The organism is Curtobacterium aurantiacum (assembly GCF_018598555.1).
Lineage (GTDB): Bacteria > Actinomycetota > Actinomycetes > Actinomycetales > Microbacteriaceae > Curtobacterium > Curtobacterium aurantiacum.
Genome location: NZ_JAHEWN010000011.1, coordinates 22,120 through 33,825, shown reverse-complemented (window position 1 = coordinate 33,825; position 11,706 = coordinate 22,120). Strand labels below are relative to the sequence as shown.

Below are 11,706 nucleotides of genomic sequence, written 5' to 3'. Positions count from 1 at the left end.
CCAACGTGGAAGTTGGTTGCCCCGGCATGAGTCATCGCATGTTCGCCATCATCTGTGCGATGGATGCAGGCGAGTTCTTGCCGAGAACCTGATCGCGCTGCTGCAGCGACTGCTGCTGCCGCTCCGACTCGATGCGCTGCCAGCGGGCGTTGAACTCCGGACCGTCTGCGAGAGACAGGGCCAGGCCAGCGTGTTGCGCATCCCATGCGCTCATGCGCTGGTCGATGAGCTCGAGGAATTCCCACTGTTCGTACGTCGGGTCCGTGATGCGCAGCATCTGCAGCCGGCGGTCGTTGGGTGCGAACTGCGTCTGCATCGCGAGGATCGTCCACGATGCGGCGAGGTTGTGGATCAGCGAGTCCGCCTGCTTCGCCTCGGTCCACTGCTGGGCGGCGTCTCCACCCTGGGCGAGGATGGCGGCGGAGTCGTCCAGCCGGATCGGGCCGAGCTGCTTGGCCGTCCGTGCGATGGTCTGCACGGCAGCGTCGAACGGCTTCTGCCACGCCTTCACGATGGCGTTGGCGTTTCGGGCCACGGCCTGCAGCAGATCGTCGGTGACAATGGTTCGGAGGGCCTGCACCTGGTGCTCGTTTCCGATGAGCTGGGACGTGGCGATGCGCTGCACCTCGGGGTCTGCAGCGGGGTCGCGTCCCTCGTCGAGGGCAGTGAGGGTCGCGGCGTTGAGCTCGTGCACGTCGCGGTAGATCGTGGCGGCACCGGCCATGATCCGCTGGTACCGCTCGTGCGCCTTGGTGACGTCAGCCGGGACCTTCTGCCCCAGGTTCTCGGTAGTGGCGATGATCGACGCGATCTGGGTCACAGACGTGTTCAGCATCAGTTCCTCTTCCAGTTTTCGTTGAAGGCGGCGATTTGCGCCGCAAGGGTTTCGTTCGCTTGCTCTGCTCGAAGCTCGAGGTTCTCGAAGAAGTGGTGAAGCCCTGCCGCCGTGAGCGCTTCCACCAGCCCCTTCATCGACTCGTAGGGTGACCGGTCCGCATCGTCCATCGCCGAGTCAAGGACTGCGTCGAACTGGGTCCTGTTCCCCTCGGTCATGGCCTTCGCAAGAGCGTTCGATCGCTCGATGTCGACGCCGGTAACGCTCGGGACCATCGAACCGGCCTGGTCGTCGTCAGTCATCTGTCTTGTCCTTCCTCTGCGGCACGTAACCGCCATCGATCAACACGTCCGCCAAGCCGGCCATCAACCGGTCGAGCAACACGTTGTGCTTGTCCTGGATCTCGTCACGCTCAGCCTCAGCAGCCAAAGCGCGCTGCTGCCACTTGGCCGACGCCGAAGTCCTGCTCATCCGCTCTCCCATCACGCCGCAGCGGTGCGGTAGTGGTTGTGCTCGTCGTCCTGCCTCGGGCACCACGGCACAGGCGAGTCCGTGGGGATGCCAGTCCCACAGACCACGCACGCCCGCGACCCCCAGGCAGCAGGGACGGGGTTCGAGTCCTCGTCCTTGACCTCGCCAGTTGCTTCGTTCACGTGCCAGTTCTCAGTCCCTTTGTCCTGAGCCTCGCCTTCGCCTGTGCCTTTGCCTACGTTCCCCATCACGTCACCCGTCTCGTAACGCGTTACGTCACGGTCAGAGTCGGTGAAGCCCACACGTTTGGCCTTCTTCTCGCGTTCCCGGTCGCGCCACCGCTGCTGACGTTCACGGGCGTTCGCCTTGTATGTCTCGACCTCGTTGGCCGTGGACTGGCCAAGCGGCCCTGACCAGCCCTGTAGTCGGTATCCGCTCGGTAGCTGCTCCCAGAGGCCCGCAGCGGCGAGCTCGGCGTTCGCGTCGGCCTTGATTCCGTCGGGGTGCAGCATCTTGAGGTAGCGCGTCGGTACGAAACCGTCGGTGCCGTTCTCGTTGCACCACATGAGGGCACTGGTGAAGACCCGCCATGCAGAGTCGGACAGGTCATCGAACCTCATGCTGTTCAACCACTCGCCGCGAAGCCTCGAGTCAGTCATGCGCGCACCTCCTTCCGTATGAAGTTGTGTGGGTGGATCAGGCTGCGGCCCGCTCGGAGTACTTGCCGTAGAAGTTGGGGAGCTTCAGCCGGCGACGGATGCGTGCGACTGTCTCGGAGCAGATGCCGATGTTCTGCGCGATCTGGTTGTCGGACAGCCCGTGGGCGACACCGTTGCGGACGTCGTTCTCCCGCTCCCAGATGGAAGTTCGGGCCGTGGACCGGTTGGTGTGCGTGGACCGCACCTTCCAGTCGGACATCAGTCCGCGCTCCTGGTGCCGCGGAACACGTCCTTCGTCGACATGTTGAGGGTCTCCATGAGCCGCATCATGTCCGGCATCATGATGCGGATCCCAAGCCAGGCGAGCAGCATGCGACCTGGGCGGATCTTCGCAGTACGCGCAAGCTTGATCGGACCGGTGTTGGCGTTGCGTGATGCGTTCCGGAAGTTCGACGCAATGACGCGCTGATCCTGTCTGGCGTGACGACGACGTTCGCTGATGTCGGTGGCGTTCGGCATGGTTGGCGTAGCGTTCTTCACGATCGTTCCTCCTGGTAGGGGTTCTGGTCACTGCCCTCGTCGAGTTGCACCTCGGCGGGGGCGTTCTTCTTTTCAGACGCACGCACCACGGCACGCGTGTACTTGGCGACGAACGCCGGGTTGGGGTTGATGCGACCGCTCTCGAGCATCTCGACCCATCGGTCACTGAGGTCAAACTGTGCAGCGACGTCCATGCGTGAGAGGTCGAAGCTCTCACGCAGCGTCTGCAGCGTCGTGCCGATCGCGCTCACGACGCCTCCTGGAAGGCGCTCTCGACCCACTCGGTCACGTCTGATTCCTTGAAGAACCGACGCCCCGCAAGAAGCGCGGAGCGCGGAGCTGTGCCCTTGTGGATCATGTAGCGGAGTGCGGCGGGTGTCCGCCGGATGCGTTCAGCTGTCTCGGTCAGCGTGAGTAGAACCACGACTGCAGCCATGCTCGGTACCTCTCGTAGTTGCGGTTTCGCAGGTTCCTGCGTACTCGCAACTATACACACATCGGCGCTCATGCAATAGGCTGCAGCAATGCAATCCAACGAGTGGACGGCCGAGCAGCGCTTCGGGTCGATGGTCCTCAGCAACCGCAAGGCGCTGGGGATGAGTCAGAAGGACCTGTCGGAACACCTCGCCGACGCAGGTCTCATCCTCGACAACTCCGCCGTCTCTCGGATCGAGAAAGGGACCCGTGCGCTCCGGCTGGGCGAGTCGATCGTGATCGCCCGCGTTCTGGGGTTCTCGCTGGCTGACTTCGAGGACTCCGTTCCGCCCGCCGAAGATTTCAAACGACGCGAGGCGACGGTCGACAACGCTCTTGGCAAGGCGCACAAGTCCCTCGTCTTCGCCGCGGAAGAGCTCGACGGCCTGGCGTTCATCGCCGAACTGCATCCCGAGGTTTTGCGAGACGTCCCGTCACCGAAGCCGATCACAAGCACACAGGAGTTCCTGCAGTGGAAGGTTCGTGAGTGGCATGAAAAGTTCATCTACGACGCTCTTGGTGCGCGCTTCGAAACGGCAGAGCTCCGCGACGGCGTCCGTGAACTGCTGACCACGGTCGCGACGTCCGCTGTCGACTCCTTTGTCGGCCCGATGGACAACCGATGAGCAGCATCAGACAGCGGCCGAACGGCAAGTGGCGAGCGCGGTATCGGGACGACGAGGGGCGGGAGCACTCTCGTCACTTCAATCGCAAGCGTGACGGGCAGGACTGGCTCAACGAGGTAGCCGCGCGCCGGCACGCTGGTACTTATGTGGCCCCGTCGCGCTCCACGACGACGTTGGCGAGCTACTACGCCGACTGGTCCCCACGCCAGATCTGGGAGCCGACGACGAAGGTCGCGATGGATCTCGCCGTCACGAAGTGCTCGTTCCTCGAGGTGCCGTTCGGGAAGCTGCGGCGTTCGCACGTCGAGGCGTGGGTGAAGTCGATGTCCGACGGCCTCGCGCCTTCGACCGTGCACACGCGGGTCAACAACGTCCGTGCAGCCCTGCGCGCCGCTGTGCGGGACCGGTACCTTGCCGAGGACCCCGCAGAGGGAGTCGTGCTTCCTCGGCGACGACGGGCCGACCAAGCGATGCGGTTACCCTCCCCCGAGGAAGTACGCGCGGTCATCGATGCCGCGGAGCCGTGGTTCAAGACGTACGTGCGTCTCGCCGCGTTCGCCGGCCTGCGTCTCGGCGAGGCATCTGGGGTGCAGGTCGACGACGTCGCGTGGCTCGATCGGACCCTTCGGGTGCGCCGGCAGATTCAGCGTGGGAGTGGCGGGCAGGCGGTTCGCATCTCAGCACCGAAGTACGGATCGGAGCGGACGGTGCCGATCCCTGATGAGCTCGCTCGGCACCTGTCCTGGCACGTGTCAGAGGTAGGCGTGCGCGGCGACGAGCAGTGGCTGTTCGTCGGGTCGAGTGGACAGCCGCCACACGGGAATACGGTCTACTACCACTGGACGAAGACGATCGAGGCAGCGGGCGTGGAGCCGTTCAAGCTGCACGACTGTCGGCACTTCTTCGCATCAGGTCTGATCGCGGCCGGATGCGACGTCGTCACGGTGCAGCGGGCCCTCGGTCACCGGTCCGCATCGGTGACGCTGAACACGTACAGCCACCTCTGGCCGAACGCTGACGACCGGACCCGGTCCGCAACTGCAGGGCTCATGCGGGAGGTCGCGGGCGATTCTGCGGACTCTTTGCGGACTGCGGCGGCCGAATAGCGCCGGATCGGCGTCGTTCCGGGCGGGTTAGTTGTTGAAGCGGAACTCCACCACGTCGCCGTCCTGCATGACGTAGTCCTTGCCCTCGATGCGGGCCTTGCCGGCAGCGCGGGCCTCGGCGATCGAGCCGGCTTCCATGAGGTCGTCGAACGAGATGACCTCGGCCTTGATGAAGCCCTTCTCGAAGTCGGTGTGGATGACGCCGGCAGCCTGGGGAGCCTTCCACCCCTTGCCGATCGTCCACGCACGGGCTTCCTTCGGACCGGCCGTCAGGTAGGTCTGCAGTCCGAGGGTGTCGAACCCGATGCGGGCGAGCTGGTCGAGGCCCGACTCGGTCTGACCGGTCGACTCGAGCAGTTCGGCGGCGTCGGCCGGGTCGAGGTCGATGAGCTCCGACTCGACCTGGGCGTCGAGGAACACGGCCTGCGCGGGTGCGACGAGCGCAGCCAGTTCGGCCTTGCGGGACTCGTCGGTCAGGATCGCCTCGTCGACGTTGAAGACGAAGATGAAGGGCTTGGCGCTGAGCAGGCCGAGCTCGGCGATCGGCGACAGGTCGATCTTGGTCGCCGACAGCAGCGTGCCCTGCTCGAGCGCGGCACGGGCCTCGCGAGCGGTCTCGAGCACGATCGGCTCGGTCTGCTTGAGCTTCACGGTCTTCTCGTACCGCGGGAGCGCCTTGTCGATGGTCTCCATGTCGGCGAGGATCAGCTCGGTGTTGATGACCTCGAGGTCGTCCTTCGGGGAGACCTTGTTCGCGACGTGCACGACGTCGTCGTCGGTGAAACCACGGACGACCTGCGCGATGGCGTCGGCCTCGCGGATGTTGGCGAGGAACTTGTTGCCGAGGCCTTCACCCTCGCTCGCGCCCTTGACGATGCCCGCGATGTCGACGAACGACACGGGCGCCGGCACGGTCTTCTCCGAGTGGAAGAGCTCAGCGAGCTTGTCGAGCCGCGAGTCGGGCAAGTTCACCACCCCGACGTTCGGCTCGATCGTCGCGAACGGGTAGTTCGCGGCGAGGACCTGGTTCTTGGTCAGGGCGTTGAACAGGGTCGACTTGCCGACGTTCGGGAGACCGACGATTCCGATGGTGAGAGCCACGGAAGAACAGCCTACCGGCGGCGGCCTGTCGGAGCTGACCCGGGCCTCCAGTCCGTCCGTCAGAACAGGGGACGCGACCCGCCCAGCGTGGCCAGCCACAGGATCGCGACGAGGAGGCCATTGGCCGACCCGGTGACCGCGATCGCGACAGCGGCGCCGACCGCGACGAGCGCTGTGGCCAAGCCGACGACTCGCCGCGTGGTGTGCGGCGCAGCGTCGACGCGCTCCGCCCGTGCCAGCAGCTCGTCCATGTCCTGCGGTTCCCCCATGCGCTGAGGGTAGCCACACGCAACGCCGACGGGAACGGAGGGCGATGTCGGAACCCCGTGCGACGATCGGGACCGTGCCGTTGAACTTCACCGCGATCGACTTCGAGACCGCCAACAGCTCGCCCGCCAGCGCCTGCTCCGTCGGGCTCGTGAAGGTCCGCGCCGGCCGGGTCGTCGATCGGGCGTCGTGGTTCATCCGCCCGCCGTTCGGGCACGACGCGTTCCTGGAGTGGAATACGCGGATCCACGGCATCGTCGCCGAGGACGTCACGCACGCCAAGACGTGGGAGCAGCAGTACCCCGACCTGGTGGCCTTCGCCGAGGGTGACGTGCTGGTGGCGCACAACGCCCGGTTCGACATGGGCGTCATCGCCGGTGGCTGCTCCGCGACGGGCATCGACCTGGCCGAGCACCACTCGCTGTGCTCCCTGGCGGTGGCCCGCAAGACCTACACGCTCGACTCGTACCGCCTGCCGGTCGCCGCGATGGCCGCCGGGTTCGAGGGGTTCCAGCACCACGACGCCGCCGCCGACGCCGAGGCCTGCGCTGCGATCGTCGTGCACGCCGCCGGGCACCACGGCGTCGAGACCGTCGAGGCGCTCGGCGCGGTCACCCGGGTGACGATCGCCCCGGTGCACGCTCGTGCCGAGAAGCCGAAGGCCGCGAACCAGCCGCGGCTGTCGAACCGGCCGATGGTCTTCGCCGACTGACGCTCTTCGCCGACTGACGCAACGCCCGTTGCACGCGGCCGGAGCGGCACATCCCCGGTGGTATTGTCACGACAATGCCGTCGGCACCGACGCCGGCATACCGCACGTGTGAAGGACCGCGATGACCAACGATGGCCAGCTGCCGTCCGACCTGTTCATGGACCTGGACCGGTCGGGTCCCATGCCCCTCTACTTCCAGGTCGCCTCGCGCATCGAGGAGTCGATCCGCTCCGGCGCGATGCCACCAGGCGCCCGGCTCGAGAACGAGATCGCCCTCGGCGAGCGACTGGGTCTGTCGCGGCCGACGATCCGCCGGGCGATCCAGGACCTCGTCGACAAGGGCCTGCTGGTGCGCCGCCGTGGCATCGGGACCCAGGTCGTGCACGGGCCGGTGACCCGCAAGGTCGAGTTGACGAGCCTGTACGACGACCTGGCGCAGGGTGCGCAGGCTCCGGCGACGAAGCTCCTGCAGCGGAACGACGTGCCGGCGTCCGACGAGGTCGCCGCAGCGCTCAGCCTCGAGCCCGGCACGACCGTCGCGCACATCCGCCGCGTGCGGTTCGCTGAGGACGTGCCGATGGCGATCCTCGAGAACTTCCTGCCGCCGGAGTTCCTCGACCTGACCGACGAGGACCTGCAAGCGCACGGGCTGTACCAGCTGCTCCGCGGCCGGGGCGTCACGATGCGGGTGGCGAAGCAGCGGATCGGTGCCCGTGCGGTCACCGACGAAGAGGCCAGCCTGCTCGAGATCGAGGACGGCGACCCGGTCCTCACGATGAGCCGCACCGCGTACGACGCCTCGGGCCGTGCGGTCGAGTACGGCGTGCACTGCTACCGGCCGGACCGGTACTCGTTCGAGGTCACGCTCGTCGACAAGTAGGCCGCTCGGTCAGGTTCTGTCGGCCGGGGCTGCCTGCCGAGTGGTCACGGCGTGCTGTCGGTGGTGCTCCGAGCGGTCACGAACTGTCGCCCGGACGCCCGGCAACCGACAGTCCGTGACCACTCGGCGGACCTGAGCGGGGTGTCGTGACCACCCCGCACCCGCACCCGCACCAGCACCCCCTCACCCGAGCGCGGGCACCCCGAGCTCGCCCGTGACGTACTGCGCGCGCCCGAAGCCGAACGACCAGTCCTGCGGCCCGTTCTCGACGTAGCCGATGAAGACGTCCTCGGACGCGACACCGATCGCGGCGAGGGCGTCGTGGATCGCCCGGTACAGCGCGGCCTTCGCCTCGTCGGTCCGCCCGCGCTGCGTGAACACCTGGATGACGATGACGCCCTCGGTGCGCTCGAACCCCAGGCCGGCGTCCTCGGCGATGATCTGCTGCGCGGGGTGCTCGGTGATCACCTGGAACCGGTCCCGCACCGGGATCCCGTACACGTCGACGATGGCCTGGTGGATGGCGTCGGCGATGCCACGGACGGCCTCCGGCGTGCGGCCGGTGGCGAGGTCGATACGGACGAGCGGCATGGTGCCTCCTGGTTGCTCGGACTTTGTCATTACATACTAACAAGGAGGCGCGGCCACGTGTCTAGAACCTCGGCGTCGGCGCCCCGTACGTCAGCGGCCCGTCGACACGAGCGACGTCGTGCCAAGCGCCGTCGACCAGCGAGGCCTCTGCCGCCTCGACGATCGACGCGGCAGCGAGGCCGTCGGCGACCGAGGGTGCGAGCTGCTCCCCGCGCTGCACGCTCGCGATGAACTGCGCCGCCTCGATCGTCTTCAGGTCGTCGTAGCCCATCGCGGTGCCGGCACCCGGCTGGAACCGTCCGAACTCGCCGTCGCCGGGGGCGACGTAGTGCGTCGCGTACCCGTCGACCTCTTGCCCGTCCAGGTACACCTCGAGCTCGTTGAGCCGTTGGAAGTCCCACCGGACCGAACCGCGGGTGCCGTAGATCTCGAGCGCGTACTCGGCGTGCGGCCCGCGCATCACCCGACTCGAGTCCATCGTGCCGACCGCACCGTCCTCGAACCGGAACAGCAGCGCGGCGTAGTCCTCGTTCTCGACGGCGCCCAGCTCGCCGGTCGCCGCCGCACTGCGGTCGACGATGCCGGCACCCGGGCGGGGACGCGACTCGATGAACGTCTCGGCGAGCGCACTGACCGAGGCGATCCGCCCGACCACGTACTGCGCCAGGTCGAGTCCGTGCGACAGCAGGTCGCCGAGCACACCGGATCCGGCGCGCTCACGCTCGAAGCGCCAGGTCAGCGGGGCCGCCGGGTCGGACGAGTAGTCGGCGAGCAACGAGCCGCGCACGTTCGTGATCCGGCCGAGCCGTCCGCTCCGGACGAGTTCACGGGCGCGCTCGATCGCCGGGGCGTGCCGGTAGTTGAAGCCGACGCTCGTGATGACTCCGGCGCGCTGCACCGCCTGGTGGATGGAGCGCGAGTCACTGGCGTACCGGCCCATCGGCTTCTCGATCCAGAACGGCTTGCCCGCCTCGGCCGCGGCGACGGCCATCTCGCGGTGCAGGAAGTTCGGGGAACAGATCGACACGACGTCGACCGCCGGGTCGGCGAGGACCTCGTGGTAGTCGGCGACGGCCCGCTCGTACCCGAGCCGTGTCACCGCCTGGTCGCGCGCCGCCCCGATCGGGTCGGCGGCGACGACGAGCCGCGGCTGGACCCCGAGCTCCGGGAAGTGGTCCGGCAACGCTCGGTAGGCACGGGAGTGCAGCCGCCCCATCCAGCCGACCGAGATCAGCCCGACGCCGATGCTGTCCATGGAGAACTCCTTCGTTCAGGTGACGCGCATTGGAGCGCGACAACGAGCGTAGCCGATGCGGCTGCGCTTTGTCAGTACATGACGCAACCGCCTGGAGGCCCGGTACCGGTCTCGGGGACCGGCACCGGGCCTCCAGGCTGGTGCGTCAGCGCGCGGGGCGCGACCCGTGGTTCCGACCGCGGATCGCGCCGCGCATCAGACCGCGTCTCAGACCGCGGGGACGATGATGTCGCGGACCAGTGCGTCGAGCTTCGCGTCGGCGTCCAGGAACTGCCGGAGCGTCGTCACGGTCGCACCGAAGCGGTCGAACTCGTCGATCGTCATCCCGTCCACGTCGTAGCCGCGGGCGAACTCGGGCGTCGCGGCCCGGAGCGCCTCGATGACGTGCACGGGGACCTCGTCGTCGATGGCGTGCGGCCGGAACGGGAACGCGTTGTCGTTGATGTCCTTCGTCCACTGGAACGGCGGCGAGACGACCAGGTCACCGCCCTGGAACTCGGACCACTGCAGTGCGTTGCGGAACGCGGCGACGAGCACCCGCGAGCGGAACCCGCGCTCCTGGAAGACGCGGTAGGCGTTCTTCACCGCGGCGACACCGGCCCACTCGAGGATCCCCGGGTCCACCATCACGTGGTCACGCTTCACGACGGTCTTCAGCCAGTCGTCGAAGCGGCCGGCCATCAGGGTGACGACGTGGCCGAACTCCTGCTCCGGCAGGCCCTCGGCAGCACGGCGGTCGAGTGCCCGCTCGATGGCCTCACCCACGGCGACGACCTGCGGCACCGTGAACGACACCGTGGCGTTGATCGAGACGCCGCGGTAGGCGGCTTCCTCGATCGCGGCGATGCCGACCTTGGTGGCGGGGATCTTCACGATGATGTTCGGCGCGAGCTGCGAGAACCGGACGGCCTGCTCGACGAGCGCGTCGGCATCGCGGTGGAACCGGGGGTCGGTCTGCATCGACAGTCGACCGTTCCGTCCGCCGGACGCCTCGAACGCGGGCAGCAGCTGCGCCGCGGCGGCGATCGAGAGCTCCTCGACGGCCTTCCAGCCGATCCAGGACTCCCCCGCCGTCGGGTGCTCGGCCGCGATCTCGCGGATGCGCGGAACCCAGGTCTCCGGGTCCTGCTGGATGCACGTGTACGCGATCACCGGGTTGCAGGTGGCACCGACGGCACCGTACTCGTGGATGGCGGTCGACAGCTCGCGCGGGTCGGCGGAGTCGTTCCACAGGGCGGTCGGGGTCTGCTCCGCGGCCTGCAGGGTGACGGGACGGGAGTCGGCGTCGGTGGATGCCTGGGTCTCGAGGGTGGTGGTCATCGGTGGAGTCCCTTCGTGATCGTGTCGAGTTGGAACCGCGACACCGCATCGGCGTTCTCGTCCTCGGCGAAGACGCTCGACACCGCGACGGTGTCCTCGCGCGCCGAGAATCCGACCCGGTCGAGCGCCGCCCAGAAGGCGTCGAAGTCGACGTCCGCCTGACCGACCGGCAGGTGCTGGTGCACCCGGACCGGGTTGCCGGGCGGGTTCGTGATGTAGCGCAGGCCGTGCGAGCGACGGTGGTCGTACGCGTCGGCGACGTGGACCAGCTGCAGCGAGTCACCGGCGGCGTCGATGATCTCGTCCATGTTGCCGCCGTAGTGGAACGTGTGGCAGGCGACGTAGACGAACCCGACGTGCTTCGAGTTCAGGCCGCGGATCACCCGGAGGGCCTCGAGTCCGTCCTCGACGAAGTCGTCGGGGTGCGGGTCGATGAGCACGCGGATGCCGGCGTCCTCGATGATCGGCAGCAGTTCCTCCATCGACCGGTAGAACTGGTCCTCGGACTCCTCGGCACGCTCGGGGCGGCCGGAGAACTCCGTGTTGATGGTGTCCACGCCGAGGCGCTTCGTGATCTCGATGACCCGCTTCCACTTCCGCACCGCAGCCTGTCGGGCGTCCTCGTCCGGGCCCGACCAGCGCAGGACGGGCAGGACGCTCGCCACCTGGACCCCGGCGTCACGACAGGCCGCGGCGAACGCGTCGACCAGGTCGTCGTCGGCCTTGGGGTGCCGGTAGAAGGGGATGAAGTCCTTGTGCGGGGTCAGCTGCAGGTACTCGTAGCCGAGCTCCGCCACCTTGGCCGGGAACTCGAGCAGCGACAGGTCGTGGTGGAACGGGGTCGGGTCGAGCGCGATCTTCGGCATCGA

The 11,706-nt window shown here is 67.6% G+C and carries 18 protein-coding genes; 4 read left to right on the top strand and 14 right to left on the bottom strand.

Annotated features, from left to right (window positions below; genetic code table 11):
• Window positions 1–31: 31 nt before the first annotated feature.
• From KK087_RS11130 to KK087_RS11095, 8 genes are read right to left on the bottom strand one after another with little or no spacing between them, the layout of a single operon-like run.
• Window positions 32–835, bottom strand: coding sequence for a hypothetical protein (locus KK087_RS11130; protein ID WP_214565303.1), 804 nt, complete (start codon window positions 833–835; stop codon window positions 32–34).
• A complete protein-coding gene (locus tag KK087_RS11125) occupies window positions 835–1,137 on the bottom strand; it encodes a hypothetical protein (protein WP_214565301.1) in 303 nt (100 codons plus the stop codon). Before KK087_RS11125 ends, KK087_RS11130 begins: the two co-directional genes overlap by 1 nt.
• Window positions 1,130–1,306 (bottom strand): hypothetical protein, encoded by a 177-nt coding sequence (locus KK087_RS11120; RefSeq protein WP_214565299.1) that lies wholly within the window; start codon window positions 1,304–1,306, stop codon window positions 1,130–1,132. Before KK087_RS11120 ends, KK087_RS11125 begins: the two co-directional genes overlap by 8 nt.
• A gap of 11 nt (window positions 1,307–1,317) precedes the next feature.
• Complete coding sequence (locus KK087_RS11115) at window positions 1,318–1,965, bottom strand: hypothetical protein (RefSeq protein ID WP_214565297.1); 648 nt, start codon at window positions 1,963–1,965, stop codon at window positions 1,318–1,320.
• 37 nt (window positions 1,966–2,002) lie between these two features.
• Window positions 2,003–2,224 carry a helix-turn-helix domain-containing protein gene (locus tag KK087_RS11110; RefSeq protein ID WP_214565295.1) on the bottom strand — a complete coding sequence of 74 codons (222 nt, stop codon included), beginning with the start codon at window positions 2,222–2,224 and terminating at the stop codon, window positions 2,003–2,005.
• On the bottom strand, window positions 2,224–2,505 hold the full coding sequence (locus KK087_RS11105) for a hypothetical protein (RefSeq protein WP_214565293.1): 282 nt from the start codon (window positions 2,503–2,505) through the stop codon (window positions 2,224–2,226). Before KK087_RS11105 ends, KK087_RS11110 begins: the two co-directional genes overlap by 1 nt.
• A complete protein-coding gene (locus KK087_RS11100) occupies window positions 2,502–2,756 on the bottom strand; it encodes a helix-turn-helix domain-containing protein (RefSeq protein ID WP_214565291.1) in 255 nt (84 codons plus the stop codon). The genes KK087_RS11105 and KK087_RS11100 overlap by 4 nt, the downstream gene beginning before the upstream one ends.
• On the bottom strand, window positions 2,753–2,941 hold the full coding sequence (locus tag KK087_RS11095; protein ID WP_214565283.1) for a helix-turn-helix transcriptional regulator: 189 nt from the start codon (window positions 2,939–2,941) through the stop codon (window positions 2,753–2,755). The genes KK087_RS11100 and KK087_RS11095 overlap by 4 nt, the downstream gene beginning before the upstream one ends.
• Window positions 2,942–3,029: 88 nt before the next feature.
• On the opposite strand from KK087_RS11095, the gene KK087_RS11090 reads away from it, so the two are divergent.
• Both KK087_RS11090 and KK087_RS11085 read left to right on the top strand, forming a co-directional pair.
• Window positions 3,030–3,605, top strand: coding sequence for a helix-turn-helix domain-containing protein (locus KK087_RS11090; protein WP_214565275.1), 576 nt, complete (start codon window positions 3,030–3,032; stop codon window positions 3,603–3,605).
• Window positions 3,602–4,711 (top strand): tyrosine-type recombinase/integrase, encoded by a 1,110-nt coding sequence (locus KK087_RS11085; protein WP_250901027.1) that lies wholly within the window; start codon window positions 3,602–3,604, stop codon window positions 4,709–4,711. The genes KK087_RS11090 and KK087_RS11085 overlap by 4 nt, the downstream gene beginning before the upstream one ends.
• Before the next feature lie 27 nt (window positions 4,712–4,738).
• Here KK087_RS11085 and ychF read toward each other — a convergent pair whose 3' ends face one another.
• Together ychF and KK087_RS11075 are read right to left on the bottom strand one after the other, a co-directional pair.
• Entirely contained in the window at window positions 4,739–5,812 is a 1,074-nt protein-coding gene (gene ychF, locus KK087_RS11080) for a redox-regulated ATPase YchF (protein ID WP_214565273.1), read from the bottom strand.
• Window positions 5,813–5,871: 59 nt separating this feature from the next.
• Window positions 5,872–6,081 (bottom strand): hypothetical protein, encoded by a 210-nt coding sequence (locus tag KK087_RS11075; protein ID WP_214565268.1) that lies wholly within the window; start codon window positions 6,079–6,081, stop codon window positions 5,872–5,874.
• Window positions 6,082–6,125: 44 nt separating this feature from the next.
• Here KK087_RS11075 and KK087_RS11070 point away from each other — a divergent pair, with 44 nt between their 5' ends.
• Together KK087_RS11070 and KK087_RS11065 are read left to right on the top strand one after the other, a co-directional pair.
• The gene (locus tag KK087_RS11070; RefSeq protein ID WP_214565266.1) at window positions 6,126–6,791 is read left to right on the top strand and encodes an exonuclease domain-containing protein; all 666 of its coding nucleotides are present in this window, start codon (window positions 6,126–6,128) and stop codon (window positions 6,789–6,791) included.
• Window positions 6,792–6,912: 121 nt separating this feature from the next.
• Complete coding sequence (locus tag KK087_RS11065) at window positions 6,913–7,671, top strand: GntR family transcriptional regulator (protein WP_214528989.1); 759 nt, start codon at window positions 6,913–6,915, stop codon at window positions 7,669–7,671.
• Window positions 7,672–7,854: 183 nt separating this feature from the next.
• On the opposite strand, the gene KK087_RS11060 is transcribed toward KK087_RS11065, so the two are convergent.
• The 4 genes from KK087_RS11060 to KK087_RS11045 form a co-directional block, all read right to left on the bottom strand.
• On the bottom strand, window positions 7,855–8,262 hold the full coding sequence (locus KK087_RS11060) for a tautomerase family protein (protein ID WP_071405737.1): 408 nt from the start codon (window positions 8,260–8,262) through the stop codon (window positions 7,855–7,857).
• A 61-nt stretch (window positions 8,263–8,323) separates the two neighbouring features.
• Window positions 8,324–9,517, bottom strand: coding sequence for a Gfo/Idh/MocA family protein (locus KK087_RS11055; protein WP_214565264.1), 1,194 nt, complete (start codon window positions 9,515–9,517; stop codon window positions 8,324–8,326).
• Between the two features lie 207 nt (window positions 9,518–9,724).
• Window positions 9,725–10,837: a transaldolase family protein gene (locus tag KK087_RS11050; RefSeq protein ID WP_214528986.1), complete on the bottom strand. Its 1,113-nt coding sequence runs from the start codon at window positions 10,835–10,837 to the stop codon at window positions 9,725–9,727.
• Window positions 10,834–11,703, bottom strand: a complete 870-nt coding sequence (locus KK087_RS11045) for a sugar phosphate isomerase/epimerase family protein (RefSeq protein WP_214528985.1) — start codon at window positions 11,701–11,703, stop codon at window positions 10,834–10,836. Before KK087_RS11045 ends, KK087_RS11050 begins: the two co-directional genes overlap by 4 nt.
• Window positions 11,704–11,706 lie beyond the last annotated feature (3 nt).